Origin of the sequence: Aliiroseovarius sp., from assembly GCF_965228805.1 — a bacterium.
GTDB lineage: Bacteria > Pseudomonadota > Alphaproteobacteria > Rhodobacterales > Rhodobacteraceae > JASBTN01.
Genome location: NZ_CBDDIE010000003.1, coordinates 1,587,101 through 1,607,026 on the forward strand (window position 1 = coordinate 1,587,101; position 19,926 = coordinate 1,607,026).

At 65.3% G+C, this 19,926-nt stretch carries 19 protein-coding genes; 6 read left to right on the plus strand and 13 right to left on the minus strand.

Going from position 1 to position 19,926, the window contains the following annotated elements:
• Position 1 precedes the first annotated feature (1 nt).
• A complete protein-coding gene (locus tag ACO07D_RS08960; protein ID WP_421702603.1) occupies positions 2-721 on the plus strand; it encodes an NAD(P)-binding domain-containing protein in 720 nt (239 codons plus the stop codon).
• Positions 722-739: 18 nt separating this feature from the next.
• On the opposite strand, the gene ACO07D_RS08965 is transcribed toward ACO07D_RS08960, so the two are convergent.
• From ACO07D_RS08965 to ACO07D_RS08985, 5 genes are all read right to left on the minus strand, one after another.
• Positions 740-4,174: an AAA family ATPase gene (locus ACO07D_RS08965; RefSeq protein WP_421702604.1), complete on the minus strand. Its 3,435-nt coding sequence runs from the start codon at positions 4,172-4,174 to the stop codon at positions 740-742.
• 3 nt (positions 4,175-4,177) lie between these two features.
• Positions 4,178-5,410, minus strand: a complete 1,233-nt coding sequence (locus ACO07D_RS08970) for a metallophosphoesterase (protein ID WP_421702605.1) — start codon at positions 5,408-5,410, stop codon at positions 4,178-4,180.
• A 116-nt stretch (positions 5,411-5,526) separates the two neighbouring features.
• A complete protein-coding gene (locus ACO07D_RS08975; RefSeq protein ID WP_421702606.1) occupies positions 5,527-6,315 on the minus strand; it encodes an ATP-binding cassette domain-containing protein in 789 nt (262 codons plus the stop codon).
• Position 6,316: 1 nt separating this feature from the next.
• Positions 6,317-7,438: an ABC transporter permease gene (locus ACO07D_RS08980; protein ID WP_421702607.1), complete on the minus strand. Its 1,122-nt coding sequence runs from the start codon at positions 7,436-7,438 to the stop codon at positions 6,317-6,319.
• A gap of 84 nt (positions 7,439-7,522) precedes the next feature.
• Positions 7,523-8,473 (minus strand): sugar ABC transporter substrate-binding protein, encoded by a 951-nt coding sequence (locus ACO07D_RS08985; RefSeq protein ID WP_421702608.1) that lies wholly within the window; start codon positions 8,471-8,473, stop codon positions 7,523-7,525.
• A gap of 186 nt (positions 8,474-8,659) precedes the next feature.
• Here ACO07D_RS08985 and ACO07D_RS08990 point away from each other — a divergent pair, with 186 nt between their 5' ends.
• Positions 8,660-9,667, plus strand: coding sequence for a LacI family DNA-binding transcriptional regulator (locus ACO07D_RS08990; RefSeq protein ID WP_421702609.1), 1,008 nt, complete (start codon positions 8,660-8,662; stop codon positions 9,665-9,667).
• A gap of 92 nt (positions 9,668-9,759) precedes the next feature.
• Here ACO07D_RS08990 and ACO07D_RS08995 read toward each other — a convergent pair whose 3' ends face one another.
• The 3 genes from ACO07D_RS08995 to ACO07D_RS09005 are packed head-to-tail and all read right to left on the minus strand — an operon-like array spanning position 9,760 to position 12,921.
• Entirely contained in the window at positions 9,760-10,893 is a 1,134-nt protein-coding gene (locus tag ACO07D_RS08995) for a Gfo/Idh/MocA family protein (protein ID WP_421702610.1), read from the minus strand.
• 12 nt (positions 10,894-10,905) lie between these two features.
• Complete coding sequence (locus ACO07D_RS09000) at positions 10,906-11,799, minus strand: TIM barrel protein (RefSeq protein ID WP_421702611.1); 894 nt, start codon at positions 11,797-11,799, stop codon at positions 10,906-10,908.
• Between the two features lie 18 nt (positions 11,800-11,817).
• Positions 11,818-12,921: a Gfo/Idh/MocA family protein gene (locus ACO07D_RS09005; RefSeq protein WP_421702612.1), complete on the minus strand. Its 1,104-nt coding sequence runs from the start codon at positions 12,919-12,921 to the stop codon at positions 11,818-11,820.
• Between the two features lie 120 nt (positions 12,922-13,041).
• Here ACO07D_RS09005 and iolD point away from each other — a divergent pair, with 120 nt between their 5' ends.
• The 4 genes from iolD to ACO07D_RS09025 are packed head-to-tail and all read left to right on the plus strand — an operon-like array spanning position 13,042 to position 17,565.
• Positions 13,042-14,910, plus strand: a complete 1,869-nt coding sequence (gene iolD, locus ACO07D_RS09010) for a 3D-(3,5/4)-trihydroxycyclohexane-1,2-dione acylhydrolase (decyclizing) (protein ID WP_421702613.1) — start codon at positions 13,042-13,044, stop codon at positions 14,908-14,910.
• Complete coding sequence (gene iolC, locus ACO07D_RS09015) at positions 14,910-15,884, plus strand: 5-dehydro-2-deoxygluconokinase (RefSeq protein ID WP_421702614.1); 975 nt, start codon at positions 14,910-14,912, stop codon at positions 15,882-15,884. Before iolD ends, iolC begins: the two co-directional genes overlap by 1 nt.
• Before the next feature lie 11 nt (positions 15,885-15,895).
• Complete coding sequence (locus tag ACO07D_RS09020; RefSeq protein WP_421702615.1) at positions 15,896-16,738, plus strand: 5-deoxy-glucuronate isomerase; 843 nt, start codon at positions 15,896-15,898, stop codon at positions 16,736-16,738.
• Complete coding sequence (locus ACO07D_RS09025) at positions 16,735-17,565, plus strand: class II fructose-bisphosphate aldolase (RefSeq protein ID WP_421702616.1); 831 nt, start codon at positions 16,735-16,737, stop codon at positions 17,563-17,565. The genes ACO07D_RS09020 and ACO07D_RS09025 overlap by 4 nt, the downstream gene beginning before the upstream one ends.
• Positions 17,566-17,568: 3 nt before the next feature.
• Here the strand turns inward: ACO07D_RS09025 and ACO07D_RS09030 are convergent, their stop codons facing one another.
• The 5 genes from ACO07D_RS09030 to ACO07D_RS09050 all read right to left on the minus strand — a co-directional run bounded on the left by ACO07D_RS09030 (position 17,569) and on the right by ACO07D_RS09050 (position 19,837).
• Positions 17,569-17,973: an META domain-containing protein gene (locus tag ACO07D_RS09030; RefSeq protein ID WP_421702617.1), complete on the minus strand. Its 405-nt coding sequence runs from the start codon at positions 17,971-17,973 to the stop codon at positions 17,569-17,571.
• 9 nt (positions 17,974-17,982) lie between these two features.
• Positions 17,983-18,288, minus strand: coding sequence for a hypothetical protein (locus tag ACO07D_RS09035; protein ID WP_421702618.1), 306 nt, complete (start codon positions 18,286-18,288; stop codon positions 17,983-17,985).
• A gap of 55 nt (positions 18,289-18,343) precedes the next feature.
• A complete protein-coding gene (locus ACO07D_RS09040) occupies positions 18,344-18,883 on the minus strand; it encodes a TetR/AcrR family transcriptional regulator (RefSeq protein ID WP_421702619.1) in 540 nt (179 codons plus the stop codon).
• A gap of 135 nt (positions 18,884-19,018) precedes the next feature.
• On the minus strand, positions 19,019-19,417 hold the full coding sequence (locus ACO07D_RS09045) for an META domain-containing protein (RefSeq protein ID WP_421702620.1): 399 nt from the start codon (positions 19,415-19,417) through the stop codon (positions 19,019-19,021).
• Positions 19,418-19,540: 123 nt separating this feature from the next.
• Complete coding sequence (locus tag ACO07D_RS09050) at positions 19,541-19,837, minus strand: hypothetical protein (protein ID WP_421702621.1); 297 nt, start codon at positions 19,835-19,837, stop codon at positions 19,541-19,543.
• Positions 19,838-19,926: the final 89 nt, after the last annotated feature.

Consider the following 19,926-nt stretch of genomic DNA (forward strand, 5'->3'; position numbering starts at 1 on the left):
CATGCGTATTGGCGTGATTGGCACCGGCACCATCGCCACCGCCGTGGTGCGCGGCATCGCAGGCGACGGGCACCAGATCACGGTTTCCGCCCGTTCGGCGGCGAATGCCCGGGCCCTGTCGGAGGCTTTCGACAACGTCACCATCGCGGAAAACCAGGCGGTGCTGGAGGCAAGCGACGTGGTGCTGATCGGCACCACCGGCGCCCAGGCCGACGCGGCGCTCGGTCCGCTCACCTTCCGCCCCGATCACATCGTGATTTCGCTCATGGCCGACCTGCCGCTGGATCACGTGGCCCGCCTGGTCGCCCCGGCCGAGGACCCCGTGATGCTGATCCCCTTCCCGGTGATCGCCACCGGCGGCTCCCCGGTCCTGACCTGCCCGCCAAGCCCGACCGTGCAGGCCCTGGTCGGCGCGCGCAACCTGGTCATTCCCTTTGACGACCCCGCCCAGATGGCCCCCTTCATGGCGGCCCAGGCGACACTTTCCCCCGCGCTGAAGCTGGTGGCAACCGCCGCCGACTGGCTGGCGGCACGCAGCGGCGACCCCGCCCAGGCCGAGGCCTTTCTGACCGCGCTTATCGCCAATTCCATGCAGGGGGCGCCGCTGGCTGACAGCCTCGCCGCGCTGGACACGCCCGGCGGCTACAACCAGCGCCTGCGTGATCACATGGAGCCGGGCTATCAGCTGCTGCGCGAGGGGTTGGACAAGCTCGAAACCTGACCATACGATCCCGTAGGGTCAGCGCAACTCGTGCACCCGCACCCCATCACAGGCCTCTTGCGCCAAGTCGCGCATATGGCTGTGGTGGGTCAGATAGATCACCTGCCCCAGCCCGCTCATCTCGGCCAGCAAGCCAAAGGTCGCCCGCGCACGGTCATCATCAAAGCTCTCCATGATGTCATCCGCGATGAAGGGCACCGGCCCGTTCTGCGCGGCAAACTCGTGATACCCTGCGATGCGCAAAGCCAGGTAGAGCTGCGCCCGCGTGCCCTCGGACAGCTGCGTGGCCTGTTTCGACCCGCCCGCTGCGGGCAGGGCCACCAGCACCTCGCGGTTGCCCTCCGCCTGGGTGGTCAGCCCCGAATAGGCCCCGCCGGTCATGGTCGCGAAGGCCTCCGAGGCGCGGGTCATCATGCCGCTGCGATGGTTGTCGCGATAGCGCCGCAGCGCATCCTCCACCGCCAGCAGCCCCAGCCGCGCGCGCAGATGTGCCCGCGCGCCTTCCTCGATCTCGACCAGGCAGGTCTGGCGCGCCTCCTCCAGCCGCGCCACCGCCCCGTCACCGCCCACTGCCGCCAGCGCGGCCTCGGCGTCGCGGAAGGCGGCATGTGCCGTCTCCTGTGCCGTTTGCAGAGGTTTCACCTCTTCCGACAGCCGTTCGATCCGGGCCGCAATCTCTGTTGCATCCGCCCCGTCGAGCCTTGCCAGAGCCGCCTCAACCGTCTCTTCGCCCAGCGTGTTGCACAGATCCACCGCGCGCTCTGCCCGGTCGCGCACCAGTTCCGCCCGCCTCCCGGCCTCACGCAGGGCATCCCGTGCGGCGGCCCAGTCGTCCAGGCCGAAGAAGTCGCAGACCTGCGCCACCCGCGCCTGATGCCCGGCGCTCTTGCGGGTCAGAGCGTCCAGTGCCTCCCGTGCCGTCGCCAGTCTGTTCCGCACATCGGCCCGCCGTGCCGCCCCCTCCTGCGCATCGCGCAACCGGCTTGCCAGACGTGCCCAGAGCGTATTCACCGGCAGATCCGTTTCCATCCCGGCCCGTTCGGCCAGCGCGGTGGCTTCCGTCACGAACTGTGCCTGGTTCTCCGCCATCGTGTCGATGCGATGGTCCAGATCATGGATCCGGCCGAGCACTTCGCGCAGTTCGGACAATTCCTCCAGCACGCCGCGCATCTCGCCCACGTCGGGCAGGGGGTCGGCCCAGGCGGTGCCCTTCAGCGCCGCTGCCCAGTCATCCTGCCAACTGTCCAGAGCCGTTGTGGCCTCCTCTTCCATACGCTTCCGTTCGGAAACTGCATCGCGCGCCTGCCGAACCTGTTCTGCCAGCCCTTTCAGCTCCGCTGCATCCTCCACCAGGGCCTGGGCTGCGGCCAGGGCCGGGCTCAGTCCGGTGTCTGCGGGCAAGCCACGTCCGGCCCGCTCCAGCGCCGCCAGCACTTCACCGCGTGCCCGTTCCACCAAGGCCAACAAACGCGCCCGGTCGCGCGCGGCATCATCGCGTGCCAGAAGCGCCGCGCGCGCCGCCGCCAGCCGGTCCAGCCAGCCCTCCAGCGCCTGCGCCCCCATCTCCTCGGGCAGGGCGGCAGAGATGCCACGGACCGCCGCAGCCAAGTCGTCGCGCCGCGCCTCCAGCTCTGCCTCTGCGCCTGCCAAATCCGTCTGCGCACTCGCCAGTTGCGCCTCGGCGCGGGTGACTGCCGCATCCGCCTCCCGCGCGCGGTCGGCCTGCGCAGTGCGCGCGGCAAGCGTCGCCGTGACCCGGTCATCCAGCCGCATCGCCTGTTCGAAGGCATCGGCGCTTTCTGCATCCAGCCGCGCGCGATGTTCGGCCCAGGCCGCCTCGCGCCGGGTGCGGGCCTGCCCGGCGTCTGCCGCGCTCGCGCTGCCCTCCAGCTCCAGCCCGGCCCGCGCCGATTTGCGCTCGGCCACCGCCTCTTCGCAGCGCGCAAGCTCCGCCGCTGCAAGCTCCTGGGCCCGTAGCGCCGCTTCCAGCCGTGCGCCCAGATCCGCCACCGCTTCGCGCGTGGGGCAGGTCAGCGCGGTCATCTCTGCCGCTGTTCCGGTCCAGGGCGCCAGGGCCGCCAAAGCCGCCTGCAACGCCCCTTCGGCCCCATCCAGCGCCGCCTGTGCCCGGTCCGCCGCCCCGCGTGGATCATCCGCGCGCAGGGTTGCGACCAGCCCGCGCAACTCCCCTGCTTCCGCGACTGCACCCCCGGCCTCGGCCAGCCGCGCCTCGGCCCGGTCGCGCAGCGCCTCGGCGCGGGTCCGCTCAGTCACGGCAGTGCGATAGGCGCCATGCACCGCGCCGTGTGCCTCCACCAGCCCGCGCAGCCGGGTCAGCACTGCGGTTTCCGGCAGCAAAGCCGTCGGCGCAGCCCCCGGTCGTCCCAACCGCCGGAGGCAATCCGCCATCCGCGCCCCATCCGTGTCGCGCTCGCGCTGGCGTTTCGGCAGGTCGGTCAGCGCCGTGTCATGGGCGGGTTTCAACGCCTCCGCCGCCTCAATTGCCTGCGCCAGGGCCAGGATCTCGGCATCCTCGGGCTGCTTGGCCAGGTCCTGTTCCAACCCGGCCACCGCACCCTCTGCCGCCGCCAGATGCGCGCGCAGCTCGGTCTCGGCCCGGTCCAGCGCCTCGGCGTCGCGCAGCCAGTCCGCAGGCGGGTCCTTCAGCTCACCGAACCCGGTGATTTCGGCGTCCAACCGGTTGAGATGCGCTGCCGTGCGCTGCCCGGCCCGCAGCGCCTCCAGCGCGATGCGTTGCCGGGTGGCGGCCTCCAACGCTTCCTGCGCCGCGCGCCAGTCGGTTTCGGCCGCGTCACGCGCCGCGGTCAGTTTCGCAAAGCCCGCCGCCTGCGTGTCCAACGCCTTGATCCGCGCATCCAGATCGGCCAGGTCCTTGCCCAGATCACGCAGCTGCCCCTTGCGGCCCGACGTGCTCAGAAACGCCTGTGATTCCGCATCAAACCCCGCCAGCTGCGCCGAGAGGTCGCTCAGCCCGGCACTCGCCTGAAACAGCAGCTCCCCCAGATCGCCTTCCGAGGCCAGGATGCTCTCGCCCCCCTCTTCCAGCGTCTGCCGATTGAGCGAGAACATGGCGCCGTAAGCCGCCCGATCCATGCCAAACAGCGCGCCGGACAAAAGCGCCTCGGGCACCGGCGCGCCGGTGCTGTCCAACAGCGAGCCATCGCGCTTCTTGACCCGGGTCAGCGCATGGGGCTTGCCGCCGATGCTCAGCGCCGCACCCACCTGCATCGACTTGTAATCATGCAGGAAATTCATTGCGCTGCGGTCGGGCATGCGAAACAGAAAGTCCAGCCATGCGGAGAGAAGCGTGGATTTCCCCGCCTCGTTCGGCCCGTGGATCACGTGCAGGTCGGGGGTCTGTGCGGGGCCGAATTCCACCGCCTGATCGGTGAATTTGCCGTAGCGTGTGAGGTCGAGCCGGTCGAGGCGCATCGCTTAGCCCTCCCCGTCCAGCCGGGCCAGCAGATCGCGTGCGCCGGCCTCCATTTCGCGGGTCAGGGTTGCGGCGGTCTCGGCCTCATCCGCGCCGAAGATGCCGCGCAGCTCGGCGGGCAGGTGCTTGCGCAGAGCCTCATATTCCGCCCGCACACGGGCGTCCTCCGGGGGCAGGGGGCTGTCCGATATCATCTCCATCAGCTCGCCCACCGGCCCGGCGGGGGCGGCCTCGCCCTCCGCCCTCAGCTCCAGCGAAAGTTTGTCGATCCACAGCCCATCGCCCCCTTCCGCCTCGCTCTGCGCTTCCGCCAGCAGCAGGTCGCGGTCGCGCGCGGCCCGCCAGGTGAGCGGCGTGACCCCGGTCAGCACCGGGCGGACAATGCGCTGCACCTCGCCGGGGTCGATGGCGCGTAGAGCGGCTTTCAGGGCTTGCACCATGTCCGCCCAGTCGGTCAGCCCGTCACATCCCACCTCCAGCCGGTCGAACCGCGCCACGGCCAGCGCGCGGGCCTCGACCGTGACCTCATCGCCGTCCACCCGCACCAGGGTGACGGATTTCTCGCCCGACTCGCCCATGTCGCGGCCCTGCGGGATGCCGGGCATGACCACGGTGGTCTGACCCTCATGCACCGCCCGCTTGTGAATATGCCCCAGCGCCCAGTAGTCGAACCCGGTCGCCTGCAACTCGGCCAGCGTGCAGGGCGCGTAAGGATCATGGCCGGGCGAGCCGCCCAGGCTGGTGTGCAACATGCCGATGTTGAAGGCATCCGCCCGCGCCGCGCCGAACTTGTCCAGCAGGCTGTCGGGCGCATGGGGCCTCGCGAAGGAGATACCGTGTATCGCCACCGGCTGGCCATTCCACTCGCGTTCCTCCACCCCCGCGCGGCCGGTGAAAACATGCACGCTGCCCGGCAGCAGCAGCTCGCGGGTAATGCGCGAGGCGGCGTCGTGATTGCCGCGAATGATGAATGTCTCGATCCCGGCCGCGTCCAGCCGTTCCAACTGCCGCGCCAGAAACCCCGCCGTTTTCATCGAGGTCTGCGCGCCGTCATACAGGTCGCCCGCGATCAGCAGCGCCTGCACCTGTTCGGCCAGGCACAGGTCGATGATACGCGTGAGGGTGCGGCGGGAGGCACCCGCGACCATCTCGGCCAGGTCGGGGTCGCGCAGGGCCAGGGATTTCAGCGGGCTATCAAGGTGAATATCCGCCGTGTGCACGAAACTGAATGCCACCTGAAATCCTCACTGCCCTTGTCTGCGCGCAGTTTGCGTCGGCTTGCAGGGGAGGGCAATGAAAAACCCCGCCGCACCGGAGCGCGACGGGGTCGGGAGGTTCGGTTTGATCGGGTTCAGACGGTGCCGCCCAGGCTGTCCTCGAGGGCCACCAGCTCCTGCCCGCCGGCCATCATGTCCTGCAGCTCGTCGGGCGTGATCTGACCGCGCTGCGCCGTGCCCAGGGTCTGGCCGCGGTTGAGCACCGTGAACCGGTCGCCGACGGCCAGCGCGTGGCGCACGTTGTGGGTGATGAGGACCACCGCGATGCCCTGCTTGCGCACCTTGTCGATCGTCGCCAGCACGTTTGCCGTCTGGCGCACGCCCAGGGCCGAGGTCGGTTCGTCCAGGATCAGCACCTTGGCGCCGAAATGCACCGCGCGGGCAATGGCGACGGTTTGCCGTTCCCCACCCGACAGGGTGCCGACCGCCTGGTCGGGGCCGCGCAGGTTGATGCCCATCTTGCGCATCTCGTCCATGGTCACCTGGTTGGCGTGCTCATGATCGAAGAAGTTGAACGGGCCGATCTTCTTGACCGGCTCATTGCCCATGAAGAAGTTGCGGCTGACCGACATCAGGGGGATCATCGCCAGGTGCTGGTGCACCGTGGCAATGCCTGCCGAGATCGCATCGCGCGGATCGGCAAAGCTCATCGGTTGGCCTTCGAAGAAGATCTCGCCATGGGTCGGCTGATGCACGCCGGACATGGTCTTGATGAAGGTCGACTTGCCCGCGCCATTGTCGCCCAGCAGGCAGTGGCATTCGCCCGGGAAGACCTCCAGCGAGACACCCGCCAGCGCGATGACGCTGCCGAAATGCTTCTCGATGTTTTTCATCTGGATGATGGGTGCGTGTTCGGATGACATCTCAGCGCTCCCCCGTGATGATGCGACGAATGTAGGTGTTCAGGATGACCGCGCCCAAGAGGATCACGCCCAGGAAGACGCGGAACAGGCTGCTTTCGACGCCCGCAAAGAACAGGCCCTGCTGGACCACGCCGAAGATCAGCGCGCCAAGCGCTGCGCCCAGGACCGAACCATAACCGCCGGTCAAAAGCGCGCCGCCGATGACCACGGCGATGATCGCCTCGAATTCCTTCAGCAGGCCCCGGTCGGCGCCCGCCGAGCCGAATTCCATCACCTGGCAGGTGGCGAAGACACAGGCGCAGAAGGCGGTCAGCATGAACATCGAGATCTTGACCCGGTTCACCGGCACGCCCGAGTTGCGCGCCGCTTCGGTGTCGCCCCCGGCGGCGTAGATCCAGTTGCCGAACTGGGTCTTGGTCAGAAGGATGTGGCCCAGGATCACCAGCACGATGGCCCAGACGATCAGCATCGGAATGCCGTCGACCACCGGCTGACCCGCGCGGGTGCCGCGTTCGAACACGGCGATCATGCCGGCGTCGCCCATCCATTGGAACAGCCCGCCCAGGATCTTGCCGCCAAAGATCGGCGCCAGCCAGTCGCCTTCGGCCGCGTCATTCAGCCCGCCGATGATGGTCTTGCGCTCGATCACCTGCGGCAGGAAGATCGCGAAACCGCGCAGGATGAACAGGAAGGCCAGGGTCACGATGAAGCTCGGCAGGCCCGTGCGGATCACGATGAACCCGTTCAGCGCGCCGATCGAGATGCACAGCGCAAAGGTCACCAGGATCGCCATCCAGACCGGCCAACCCAGGGTCACGCCGAAGATGGCGATCATCATGCCCGCGAACCCGATCATCGAGCCGACGGACAGGTCGAATTCCCCTGCGATCATCAACAGGCAGGCGCCCACGGCGATGATCATGAACTGCGCCGACACGACGGACCAGTTCATGATCCCCTGGCTGTTGAACATGCCGCTGTCGAAGGCGAACAGCAGAAAGAAGGTGAACACGGCGACGGTGCCGACCATGCCGCCCAGTTCAGGGCGGATCAGCGCTTCGCGGAACCGGGATCGGGATTTGATCCGTTCGTCGGTCGCGGTATCGGTGGGTGCATTTGACATGGGGTGCCTCACGGGTCCTTTCAGAGCTTCGTCAGGATAAAATGAGGGCGGCCAAATCGCTCTGGCCGCCCTGCGGGAGGATGATCAGCGATATTCGCCTGCGAACATCTCGACCTTTTCCAGGCCATCGGCGGTCACGAAGCCGGGGCCCGAGTTGATGTTGTTGCCCGGCAGGACGCCGTAGCGGTGGAAGTTCGTCAGAACCACGACCGGCAGATAGGCCTGCAGGAAGGGCTGCTGGTCGATGCCCCAGTTGATCACACCGGCCTTGATGCCTTTGACGATTTCCTCGCCCAGGTCGAACGTGCCGAAGTAGATGTCACCGGCCATGCCGTTCTCTTCCAGCGCCAGCAGGGTCGGGTCGGCCGAGGTCGGACCAAGGGTCAGGATCGCGTCGGTCTCCGGGTTGGCCGACAGATAGGCCAGCACGCGGTTCTTGATTTCCGCCGGGTCCTGGCCACTGTCGATCATCTGGTTGCCCAGCTCGACGCCCAGACCATCCGCGAAGCCCTGGCAACGCTCGGTCGAGGACGGCGACGAGATATAGTGGTTCACGCAGAGGAACGAGCCGACCCCGTCGCCCTTGGCGCGCAGACCGGCGGCATAACCCGCGTCATATTCCGGCTGGCCGACATACATCAGCGCGCCCACTTCGCGCGCCTGTTCCGGCGTGCCCGAGTTCATGATGATCACGTCCACACCGCTGTCCACGGCGGCCTTGATCGGGCCGGACAGCACGTCGAAATCCGAAAGCGTCGTGATGATGCCGTTCGGGCCACTGGCTGCGGCCTGTTCGATGATGCGGGCCATGTCGGCCAGGTCACCGGTCGGCGGGTTGCGGTATTCGACCTCGACGCCCATCTGTTCGCCGGCCAGCGCGATGCCGTTCTTGATGGTGTTCCACCAGCTGTCGCTGTCAGGCGCGTGGCTGACCAGGATGTATTTTTCCCCATCTGCGGACGCGGTCGTGGCCGCCATCAGCGGCGCGGCTGCGACGGCTGCCGCCAGCGCGAGTTTCTTTGTCAGTGAAGTCATGTTGTCCTCCCTGTTTCACCGATCAATTGGCGAAAGAGCGGTCCTCCCCGCCTCTCGACTCAAGTTTAAGCACATCTTGCCGCGCTTTGCAACCGGTTGCAAAAATGCCTGACCTGTTTCATGCTGCAATTGATCGGCAAACCGTTTAAAACTTGGCAAACAGGCATTCGAAGGGGGTGACCGCATATGGCCGTCACGTTGAAAGAGGTTGCAGAGCGCGCCGGGGTTTCCCGCTCTGCCGTGTCGCGAACCTTTACCGATGGGGCCTCGGTGTCGGACAAGATGCGGCGCAAGGTGGAAAAGGCCGCGCAGGAGCTTGGCTATAGTCCGAACGCCCTTGCCTCCTCGCTGACAACCGGGCGCACCAAGCTCATCGGCCTGGTGTCGAACAACTTCCACAACCCGATCTTTCTGGAGGTCTTCGACCTCTTTACCCGCGGGTTGCAGGATCGCGGTTTGCGCCCCCTTCTGGTCAATCTTTCCGATGAAACCGATCCCGAAAATTCGGTCCGAATGCTGCGTCAATACTCGGTCGATGGGGTGGTTGTCGCTTCGTCAACCTTGCCGCCGCTCTTCGCCAAGGCGTTCCGCGACGCGGGTGTGCCGGTGGTGCACAGCTTCGGTCGTTATTCCAGCGCGCCGCAGGTCCATGTGGTCGGGATCGACAACGTCGAATGTGGTCGCATGGCCGCCCGCGCCCTGGTGGCGCGCGGCTATACCCGGGTCGGTTTCATGGGGGGGCCGGACAGCGCGACATCGACCCAGGACCGCCACCAAGGTTTCATGTCCGAGATGGCCAAGCATCCCGAGGTCGAGACAACCGATACTTTCGCCGCCGCCTATTCCTTCGAGGCCGGTCGCGCCAAGATGCTCGAGCTGGTCAAGGACGGTCCTGCCCAGGCCTATTTCTGCGGCGATGACGTCCTGTCCATCGGCGCCCTGTCGGCAATCCACGACAGTGGTCTGCGCGTGCCCGAGGATATCGGGATCATCGGTCTCAACGACATGGAAATGGCCCGGTGGGAGAACATCGACCTTACCACGATCCACCAGCCGATCCGCCAGATCGTGACCTCCTCGATCGAGCTGATGGTCGCGATGCTGGACGAGCCCGACCGCTACCCCGAGGCGCGGATCTTCCCCTGTTCGGTGGTCGAACGGGGCACGTTAAAGATGTTAAAGAGCGGGGTCTGAACGGGTCGAAACTTTAACATTGGTGAATTTCAGCCGTTAAAGACCTTAAAGTTTCGAAGGGCGCGACCCGCGACGCGCCCTCCTTGGGATATTCAGCGAAACATCGGCGGCCGCGCATCCACCCATTCGCCCCCGGCCTTCGCCGATGCCACCGCGTTGTGCACAGCCGCCATCGACCGCACCCCGTCAGCGGCATTCGGCAGCCCGTCCCGCGCCTCGCCCCGGATCGCATCGGCCAGGTCACAATAGATGTTCGCCACTGCCAGCGGGAAGCCCTCAGGGTGCGCAATCGCCACGCGCGACAGGCGCTGCGCGTCGTCATACAGCCCGCCTTCGCCCTTTTCGATCACCTGGGTGCGGCCAGAAACAGGAGTATAAATCAACTGGTTAGGCTGTTCCGAGGCCCAGCGAAGCCCGCCGGTTTCGCCAAACACCTGGATGTCGAACCCGTGCTGACGCCCGATCGCCACGGACGAGGTCCAGAGCCGCCCGACCGTGCCGCCTTCCATGCGGAAGTTCACCATCGCGTCGTCCTCCAGCACCCGTGACGGGATGGTGGAGGCGAAATCGGCCGACAGCCGTTCGACCTCATCGTCGCAAATGAAGCTCGCCATATGCAGCGCGTGGATGCCGCAATCGGCAAACTGCCCGGAAACTCCAGCCATTTCAGGGTCATAGCGCCACCGCACCCGCGGATTATCCGCGTCGCCCGCGTCCCCATGATGCCCGTGCGAGAAGTTCGTCACGACCAGGCGCACCTTGCCGATCTCGCCCGCCCGCACCATCGCGCGCGCTTGGCGCACCATCGGGTAGGCCGAGTAACAATAGTTGACCGCGCAGATTTTCCCTGATTTTTCAGCGACTTTGACGATCTCCTCGCCTTCCTCCACGGTCATGGTCATCGGCTTTTCGCACAGCACGTTGAACCCGGCTTCCAGGAAGCTCTTGGTAATTTCGAAATGCGTCGCGTTCGGCGTGGCCACTGTCACCAGGTCGATCCTATCGTCGCGGTCTTTTTCACCGGCCAGCATCTCGGTCCAGTCGCCATAGGAACGTTCCTCAGCGATTCCAAGGCGTTGCGCATATTCGCGCCCCACGTCCGGGCGGTGGTCCAGCGCGCCGGCGGTGAAGGTGAAATGCCCATCGGCCAGCGCGCCCAGGCGGTGGGCCGGTCCGATCTGGCTGCCTTCACCGCCGCCGATCATGCCCCATTTCAGTTTTGCCATTGGTGAAGCTCCTCAGTTAAAGCCAATGGATTCAAGGTATTCGCGGTTCTTGCGCGCATCTCCCAGCGGGTCCGGGTCCAAGAGCGGGTCGCAATCCTGTTCGACCGTGCACCACCCTTCAAAGCCCGCGTCCAGCAGCACCTGGCGCACAGCGGGGAAGTCCACGTCGCCCTCTCCCAGATTGCAGAAGATGCCTTGCCCGCAGGCATCGTAGAACCCGGTGCGCTTGGCGATGACATCCGCCTTGACCTTCGGGTCGATGTCCTTGAAATGCATGTAGGAAATCCGCCCCACATGTTTCTTCATAAAGGTTACCGGGTCAAACCCCGCATAGGAATGGTGGCCGGTGTCGAAGCAGATTTTCAACAGGCTTTCGTCGACTTCGCTGAGCAGCCGCTCCAGCTCAGGCTCGAAATCCATGAAGCCTGCCGCATGGGCGTGGATGCCCACGGTCAACCCGTATTCCTCGGCGCCAATGCGGGCGCTTTCGGCGATCCGGTCGCGGTAGGCCTGCCATTCGGCCTTGTCCATCTGTTCCGCCTCGCCAGCGCGCCCGGCGGTCGGCGCACGGCGCGGTGAAATCGAGTCGATCAATACAAGATGTTGTGCCCCATGCGCCTTCAGCGCACGGGCTGTTCGGTGGGTGGCGTCCAGCACGTCCTCCCAGGCGTCCGGGTCGTGATAGGGCCGAAAGACCACGCCGCCGATCAGCGTGAGGTCATGCTGCGCCAGCCCTTCGCCCAGCTCGACCGGGTCTTCGGGCATGAAGCCGACCGGCCCCAGCTCGATCCCCTTGTAGCCCGCCGCCGCGCAGTCCTTCAGTACGTCCTGCCAGGTCGGGTTGCGCGGATCCTGCGCAAATTCCACGCCCCAGGAACAGGGCGCGTTGCCAATTCTGATGCTCATCCGTGTCGTCTCCGATGCTCAGAAGTCGTTGATATTCTTCCAGGTTTCCTCGTTGGCGGAGGCCAGCCCCGCCGCGATGACCCGGTTCACCTCATGCCCGTCGCGAAAGGTGGGCCACACCGCTTCGCCGGTCTCGATGGCACGCAGGAAGTCGCGTGCCTCGATGATGATCTGGTCCTGATAGCCGGTGCCGTGGCCCGGGCCCTGACAGAAGGGTTCGTAATCCGGATGCGCCGGGCCGGTCAGGATCTTGGTAAAGCCGCGCGTCGCCTCGGGCCCGTCCATCCGGTAGAGCCAGAGCGCGTTCTGATCCTCCTGATCAAAGCGGATCGCGCCCTTTGTGCCTGTGATTTCATAGGCATAGCCCATCTTACGCCCCGTCGCGATACGGCTGAAATACATCGATCCCATGGCACCGTTTTCGAACCGCACCATCATCTGGGCGTGGTCGTCATTTGTGACCGCGCCGCCGGGGCGGGTTTTGTGAACGGTTTCAACCTCGGCCATCACGCGCGAAATCGGCCCCATCAGGGCGAGCGCGGCGTTGACCATATGCGGGGCCAGGTCGCCCATCGTACCGTTCGCCATGCCGGTGGTGCGCCAGGTCGCGGGGGCCTGGGGGTCGGCGTAGAAATCTTCGGTATGTTCGCCGCGAAACCAGGTGATCTCGCCGATCTCTCCGGCTGCGATCAGGGCGCGGGCGTATTGGCTGGCGGGGGTGCGGATGTAGTTGAAGCCGACCATGTTGGCCACGCCCGACGCCTCGGCTGCCGCGACCATGGCGGCGCTGTCGTCCAGTGAGGCACCCAAGGGTTTTTCGCAGAAAACCGACTTGCCCAGGGCAAAGGCGGCTTCGGCGATCTGGCGGTGGAATTCCTGCGGGGTGGCGATGACCACGGCCTCGACACGCGGGTCGTTCACTAGCGCTTGCCATTCGTCGGTCGCCCGGGCGAACCCGTAGGCGTGGCGGTAGCGTTCGGCGCTGTCGGGTGACGAGGCGCAGACCATTTCCAAACGGGGGCGCAGGGCGGTGTCGAACACTGCGCCGACCGATGACATGGCCACCGCGTGGGCCTTGCCCATGTAGCCGCCGCCAAGAATGCCGATGCCGATTTCTGACATGTCAGATGCCCCCTCGTTTTGAAAACCGTTTGCAACCGGTTGCAAAAACTGTATCCTGTGAATCGAGAACTCGCAAGCTGCATTCGGCACGGCGCCGGAAAATCGGGAGAGCCCGCAGACATGACCGTACAGACCGAAACCATCCGCCTGACCACCGCGCAGGCGATTATTCGTTGGCTTACCAACCAGTTCATCGAAATCGACGGGCAGGAAATGCGCCTGTGCGGCGGTGGTTTCGGCATCTTCGGCCATGGCAACGTGACCTGCCTGGGCGAGACGCTGAACACGGTGCATGAGGAGCTGCCGCTCTATCGTGGGCAGAATGAACAGAGCATGGGATTCGCCGCCGCCGGTTACGCCAAGGCCTGGCTGCGCCAGCGCTTCATGTTCTGCACGGCGAGCGCCGGGCCGGGCACCGCGAACCTGGTCACAGCCGCCGGTCTGGCACACGCAAACCGCCTGCCGATGCTGATGCTCTGCGGCGACACCTTCCTGACCCGCCTGCCGGATCCGGTGTTGCAGCAGATGGAGAATTTCAACGACCCGACCTTCGGCGTGAATGACGCGTTCAAGCCGGTCAGCCGCTATTGGGATCGCATCAGTCACCCGGCGCAGGTGATCCAGTCGCTGCCCGCCGCCATTGCCACCATGCTGGACCCGGCGGATTGCGGACCGGCCTTCATCGGCTTGCCTCAGGATGTGCAGGGCTGGACCTATGATTATCCGGTCAAGTTCTTCGAAAAGAAGGTGCATCGCATTCGCCGCCAGGCGCCGGATGAGGCTGAGATTGCGGATGCCGTCGCCGCGCTCGCCGGTGCCGAACGCCCGATGATCATCGCCGGGGGCGGGGTGCAGTATTCCCGCGCGGTCGACGAATTGACTGCCTTTGCCGAGGCGCACCAGATCCCGGTGGTCGAAACCATCGCGGGCCGGGCCAACATGCTGTCCACCCACCCGCTGAACATCGGACCCATCGGCGTGACCGGATCGGATTCGGCCAATGCGATTGCCGAAAAGGCCGACGTGATCGTCGCCGTTGGCACGCGGTTGCAGGATTTCACCACCGGGTCCTGGACGGCCTTTGCCAAGGACGCGCAGTTCATCTCGGTCAACGCTGCGCGCCATGACGCGGGCAAACACATGTCGCTGCCGGTGGTGGGCGATGCCAAGTTGAGCCTGGCAGCCCTGGGAGCAGCCAGCGATTACAAGGCGCCCTCCGACTGGGTCGCCTATGCCCAGGATGAGCGCAAGAGCTGGGACGGTTACGTGGCCGACAATGTCTCCTACGGGAACCGCCCGAACTCCTATGCGCAGGCCATCGGTGTGGTGAACGACCTGTGTGACACCCGCGACCGCGTGGTGGCCGCCGCCGGTGGTCTGCCCGCCGAGGTCACCGCCAACTGGCGCACGCTGGACATTGGTACGGTGGATGTGGAATTCGGCTTTTCCTGCATGGGCTACGAGATTGCCGGCGCCTGGGGCGCGCGCATTGCCCAGGCGCAGATGGAGCCTGATCAGGACGTGATCACCTTCTGTGGCGACGGGTCCTATATGATGCTGAACTCGGACATCTATTCGAGCGTTCTGTCGGCCAAGAAGATGATCGTTCTGGTGCTGGACAACGGCGGCTTTGCGGTGATCAACAAGCTGCAGAACAACACCGGGAACGAAAGCTTCAACAACCTGTTGGCGGATTGCCCGACCATCGCCGAACCCTTCGGCGTGGATTTCGTGGCCCATGCGGCCTCGATGGGGGCTGCGTCGGAAAAAGTGTCTAACCCGGCTGAACTGGGCGAAGCGTTCAAACGCGCCAAGGCGTCGGACAAGACCTATGTGATCGTGATGGATGTGGACCCCTATGAGGGCTGGACCGCGCAAGGCCACGCCTGGTGGGAGGTCGGCACGCCGCATATCACCGAAGATGACAACGTGCGCGCCGCCCATCTGGATTGGGAAGCAACCCGCGAAAAGCAGCGTCGGGGTATCTGATGTCGCTGATTGAAGGGATCATGGGCAATCGCTTTGTCGTCTTTGGCCGTGCGGGTATGGACATGTTTGCCGACCCGATCGGGGTGAAAAGCGAGGATGCGAGCCACTTTCGCGCCGATCTGGGCGGCTCGTCGGCGAACATCTGTGCGGGGCTGGTAAAACTCGGGTCAGAGGCGGCGCTGGTCACCTCGGTCTCAGACGATGCCATCGGGCGGTTCTGTGTGAACCGGCTGAAGGATTATGGTGTCGAGACGCGCTATGTCCGTGCCGTGGGGGGCGAGGCGCGCACCTCGCTTGCCGTCTATGAAAGCTGCATCGAGGACTTCCAGAACGTCATCTATCGCAATGGTGCTGCCGATTTCCAGGTGACCGAAGCGGACATGGACGCGGTGGACTACGGCGCCTTCACGGCGCTGATCACCGCGGGCACGGTCTTTGCTGCGGAGCCTTCGCGCTCGGCCACCTTCCGTGCCTTCGACAATGCCCGTGCGGCGGGGCTGCCGGTGATCTTCGATATCGACTATCGCCCCTATTCCTGGCCGTCACCGCAGGTCGCCGCCGAGGTGCTGACCCGCGCCGGTGAAGCCAGCGACCTGATCGTCGGCAATGACGAGGAATTCGGCTTCATGGCGGGTGGGCTCGACAAGGGGCTCGACAAGGCGCGGGAACTCGCCGCCCAGGGGCGTATGGTGGTCTACAAGATGGGCCACGAGGGTGCGATCACCCTGGTGGATGGGCAGGAAATCCGCACCGGTATCTACCCGGTCACCGCCGTGAAACCCAATGGCGCGGGCGACAGTTTCATGGCGGGGCTTCTGGCCTCCATCGCGCAAGGCCACGACCTGCGCGACGCGGTGCTGCGCGGCTCCGCCTGTGCCTCCATCGTCGTCAGCCAGCCCGGCTGCGCCGGCGCCATGCCCACAACCGCCGAGCTTGAGGCCTTCCTGGCCTCGCATTCCGGCCCTACCGACTGAAAGGCGTGTCCATGCATATCGCACCCCATGACAACCAGAACCAGCCCATCGTCGACGTCGATGACGCGCTGGTGCCGCTGAACTATTTCAACATCGTCAAGCTGAAGAAGGGCGAGGTGTTCGACTATGCCGTGCCCGGGTATGAGACCTGCATCGTGCCCGCCACCGGCACCGTGGACGTGGACGTGGATGGCGCGGTGTATCCGGCGCTGGGCAACCGGGGCGAGGACGTGTGGGACGGCGAGCCGGAAGGCGTCTATGTGCCCGTCGGCGTGCATGCCCGCATCACCTGTGTGAGCGACGAGGTCGAGTGTTTCATCGCGGGTGCCAAATACGACAAGGTGCTGGAGCCCTTCGACGTGCGCGCGGATCAGATCGACCTGGTGCAATACGGCTCGGACGACACCAAGACCCACCGCAAGATCAAGCACATCCTGGGCGCGAACCAGCATGACAAGGTCGGTCGCCTGCTGGTGTCCGAGCTATTCACGGTGGGCGAAGGCGGCTGGTCCGGCTTCCCGTCGCACAAGCATGATACGGATCGCCTACCGGACGAGAGCCGGCATGACGAGACCTATAACTTCCGCTTCAAGCCGAACTATGGCTCGGGGCTGCAAATGCTCCAGCGCGAGGACAACAAACCGGGTGACGCCTATCACATCATGGATGGCTCGACGATCTGCATCGACAAGGGCTACCACCCCTGTGCGGTGCTGCCGGGCTATCAGATGTACTATTTCACCATCCTGGGCGGGCTGACGCAGCGCAGCCTGAAACAGTATTTCCAACCGACACATGCCGCGCAGCTGCACACGATCCCCGGCATCATGGACATGGTGGCGAAGTTCAAATGAGCCTTGTGACGTTGAAAGAGGTGCTGCAACCGGCGTTGCAGAATGGTTATGCCGTGGCCGGTCTGGTGACTTTGGGCTGGGAGGATATGCGCGCCTATGTGGCGGCGGCCGAGGCGGAAAACTGCCCGGTGATCCTGCAAGCAGGTCCGTCCTGCCGAGACCACACGCCGCTGCCAGTGTTGGGCAAGATGTTCCGCCACCTGGCCGAGAGCGCCTCGGTGCCGGTCGTGGCCCATCTGGACCATGGCTACACCGCTGAAGACTGCCGGATTGCCGTGGATAGCGGGTTCACGTCCGTCATGTTCGACGGCTCGCGCAAGCCGCTGTCCCAGAACATCGACGAGACCGCCGCGATTGCCGAGATGGCCCGTGCGGCGGGTGTCTCCTGTGAAGGCGAGATCGGATTTGTCGGCTATTCGGGCGGCGAAGGGTCGGCGGGCACGGACCCGGAAGAGGCCGCGCAGTTTGCCCGCGAAAGTGGCGTGGATGCGATGGCGATCTCGGTTGGCAACGTTCACCTGCAACAGGACAAGGAAGGCGGGCTGGACGAGCCGCGCATCCGTGCGATCGAGGCGCTGACCAAGGTGCCGCTGGTGATCCACGGCGGATCGGGCGTGCCGGTGGCGCAACGCACGGCGCTGGCGCGGGGGTCGAAGATCTGCAAGTTCAACATCGGGACCGAGCTGCGCATGGCCTTCGGCAACGCGCTGCGGGACGCAGTGAATGCGGATGAGGCGCGGTTCGACCGGGTGCAGATCCTGAAGGAAACCCATGATCCGGTGGTGGCCGCCGCGCGTCAGGTGCTGAAGGCGTTCAAACCCGCCTGAGCCTCAGCGGGCGTGAAACACCATCTCGAACCCGTCTTCGGTTGACAGAATCAGCACCTCGCCCGCGACCTCGGCCAGGGTGACGCGGGCGAGCGCGTCGAAGAAGGCGGCTTCGGCGGGCAGGTCCGGGCAGGCGCGTTTGGTGGCCGCAATCGGCCCGACCTCGAACCAGGGATAGGGCGCGGTCTGGGTGGCCGAATAGCCGTTGCAGGGCGCCTCCCCCGCGACCTGGCCTTCTTCCGGAAAGGTAAGCGTGGCGCGGGCCGGGTAGGGCGCGCCGCCCAGCTCCGTTAGCGTCCAGGTCACACCGGGCATGGCGTAGCCCGAGATCGTCTCGTCCTTGCTGGCGGCTGTCACGAAGATGAAGACCGCGGCGGCGATGACCAGAAGGGCGAGCAGGATGCGCATGGCACCAGCCTACCAGCCGCCGGTCTTCATCACCACATCATGGCCGGTGTTCTGCGGTGCCCCGCCCGCGAAACCCTTCACATGGCCCGCGAAGGTCTTGAAATAATCCTGCGATTGCACGTGGGCCAGCGTCTCGGGCGTATCCCAGCGGCCCCAGTGAAACCGGGTCACGCCATCATCCGCCACCGCGACCTGATAGGTGAACTTGCCCGCCGCCTGCGGATCCTTGTCGATGGCCGAGATGAAATCGCCGATGGCCTGTTTCCAGGCGTCCTCGTCGCCGGAGTAGGCGTAAGTGATTGTAATGGCGCGCATGGCAGCTCCTCCTATTTAACGTATTCGTTAAATGTGGGGTGCGATACGCGATGCGTCAAGCGTCGCGCAGGGACAAGAGCGCAGCCAGCAGCGTGGACATGGCGCCGGAGTTGTCGACCCCGTCGGCGGCCGAAAGCTCGGCCAGCCCCATATGCGCGCCCTGCACGATGCGGGCAAACTCGGGGTTGGTCAGGCCGAGTTCATCCAGAGTGACCGACAGCATGGTACGGCGATGCCCATCCACCCGCGCGATGGTTTCGGCCACCTCGGTGTTTTCGGCCCCCCAGGCGCGAATGGCCTGTTCGGCGGGATCGTCGCTGTTCAGTGACCCCAGCCGGTCCAACCGTTTCACCGCATCCGCTTCCTGTTCTCCGGCAGCAGCGAGGGCCAGCAGGGTGCGTTCCTCCCACTTCGCCAGCAGGCGGGTGTGGTAATCGGGCAGATCGCGGAAATGCCAGTAGAACGAGCCCTTGGTGGCGCCGATGCGCCGCGCGAGCGGTTCGGCTTTCAGCGCTTGCGGTCCCAGCTCGACAAGGGCGTCGAACCCGGTTTGCAGCCAGTCATCGGCGTTCAGGCGGGTCTTCTTCTTGAGCATGGCGGCCTCCATCGGCAGCAACGAGGGGCAGCACCGGCGGATGCAGGTGCAGAAAGATTATGCTGCATCTGCAAAATAAAGCAAGCCCCCCGGATTTCCGGAGGGCTTATCGGGGCTTGCCGTGGCCAATCCGCCTCAGCCGGGGATGCGGTTGAAGCGCAGCTGCGTGCCGCCGGATGTGTAAAGCGTCAGGGACCCGCCGGTCATCGCCGCGCGAGTCACCGTCGGCAGCAGCGAGAAATACAGCGCCTCGGCAGAGGCGTTGGGGCAGGCCATGCGCGTGCTGGTCGGGGTGGTCAGGCGGTAGGTGCCCGCCTTCGGGTCGTCCAGAACCTGCCCGCCATAGCGGTTGCACGGCCCCTGGCCACCGTAGCTCGAACTGCTCAGCCCCAAGGTGACACTGGCTGAATAGGGCGCGCCGTTGATGGATTGCAATTGCCAGATTTCGTCCGGGTTTGCCTCGGTATCGTTCAGGCAGCCACTGAGCAGGGTCGTGGCGGCAAGAAGGGCAGAGGCAAGGGTAAGATGTTTCATTTCAGACCTATGATTAAAATGACGACAGGCGCAGGATAGACTCCTATTCGGCGCTCTGTCGATGGTGGTGTGTGCCGGACCGAAATTCGCCTCTGAGGTGTTGGGCGCGCGGGCGCCGAGCGCTCACCCCTGCAGCGCTTCAAGCCGCATGGCGAGTGTCTTGGCCTTAGCCTGCGCCATGCGGGGGCGTGCGGCCATCAGGGTAAAACAGGTGAAAAACCAGTGAAAGAGCCACGGGGCGATGAACACCAGTGCGGCAAAGGCGGGCACGCCCAGGGCTGCGCCGATGACAGTCCCGATCCCCGTGCCGGTTTCCAATGCGAAGATAGCCAGCGCCCCAAGCAGAAGCGCGGGAGGGAAGAGCCATATGCACAGTGTTCCAAACGAAAAGGGTGCCAGAATGGGGGCCTTCATCGCCATGCGCAATGCCCAGGCTTCGTGGCGGGTGAACCAGAGGGTCGGAAGGCGAAGGGCGCGGGGCATCATGGCGGGCAGTGCAAGAAACGAAA

Bases quoted from the DNA above. Each gene is read 5' to 3' on its own strand.
- ACO07D_RS08985 (WP_421702608.1), bottom strand. From the start codon at position 8,473: ATGACTTCACTGACAAAGAAACTCGCGCTGGCGGCAGCCGTCGCAGCC.
- ACO07D_RS08995 (WP_421702610.1), bottom strand. From the start codon at position 10,893: ATGGCAAAACTGAAATGGGGCATGATCGGCGGCGGTGAAGGCAGCCAG.
- ACO07D_RS09030 (WP_421702617.1), bottom strand. From the start codon at position 17,973: ATGCGCATCCTGCTCGCCCTTCTGGTCATCGCCGCCGCGGTCTTCATC.
- ACO07D_RS09040 (WP_421702619.1), bottom strand. From the start codon at position 18,883: ATGCTCAAGAAGAAGACCCGCCTGAACGCCGATGACTGGCTGCAAACC.
- ACO07D_RS08960 (WP_421702603.1), top strand. From the start codon at position 2: ATGCGTATTGGCGTGATTGGCACCGGCACCATCGCCACCGCCGTGGTG.
- iolC (WP_421702614.1), top strand. From the start codon at position 14,910: ATGTCGCTGATTGAAGGGATCATGGGCAATCGCTTTGTCGTCTTTGGC.
- ACO07D_RS09005 (WP_421702612.1), bottom strand. From the start codon at position 12,921: ATGTCAGAAATCGGCATCGGCATTCTTGGCGGCGGCTACATGGGCAAG.
- ACO07D_RS09045 (WP_421702620.1), bottom strand. From the start codon at position 19,417: ATGAAACATCTTACCCTTGCCTCTGCCCTTCTTGCCGCCACGACCCTG.
- ACO07D_RS09020 (WP_421702615.1), top strand. From the start codon at position 15,896: ATGCATATCGCACCCCATGACAACCAGAACCAGCCCATCGTCGACGTC.
- ACO07D_RS08980 (WP_421702607.1), bottom strand. From the start codon at position 7,438: ATGTCAAATGCACCCACCGATACCGCGACCGACGAACGGATCAAATCC.
- ACO07D_RS09035 (WP_421702618.1), bottom strand. From the start codon at position 18,288: ATGCGCGCCATTACAATCACTTACGCCTACTCCGGCGACGAGGACGCC.
- ACO07D_RS08965 (WP_421702604.1), bottom strand. From the start codon at position 4,174: ATGCGCCTCGACCGGCTCGACCTCACACGCTACGGCAAATTCACCGAT.
- ACO07D_RS08990 (WP_421702609.1), top strand. From the start codon at position 8,660: ATGGCCGTCACGTTGAAAGAGGTTGCAGAGCGCGCCGGGGTTTCCCGC.
- iolD (WP_421702613.1), top strand. From the start codon at position 13,042: ATGACCGTACAGACCGAAACCATCCGCCTGACCACCGCGCAGGCGATT.
- ACO07D_RS09050 (WP_421702621.1), bottom strand. From the start codon at position 19,837: ATGGCGATGAAGGCCCCCATTCTGGCACCCTTTTCGTTTGGAACACTG.
- ACO07D_RS09000 (WP_421702611.1), bottom strand. From the start codon at position 11,799: ATGAGCATCAGAATTGGCAACGCGCCCTGTTCCTGGGGCGTGGAATTT.
- ACO07D_RS09025 (WP_421702616.1), top strand. From the start codon at position 16,735: ATGAGCCTTGTGACGTTGAAAGAGGTGCTGCAACCGGCGTTGCAGAAT.
- ACO07D_RS08975 (WP_421702606.1), bottom strand. From the start codon at position 6,315: ATGTCATCCGAACACGCACCCATCATCCAGATGAAAAACATCGAGAAG.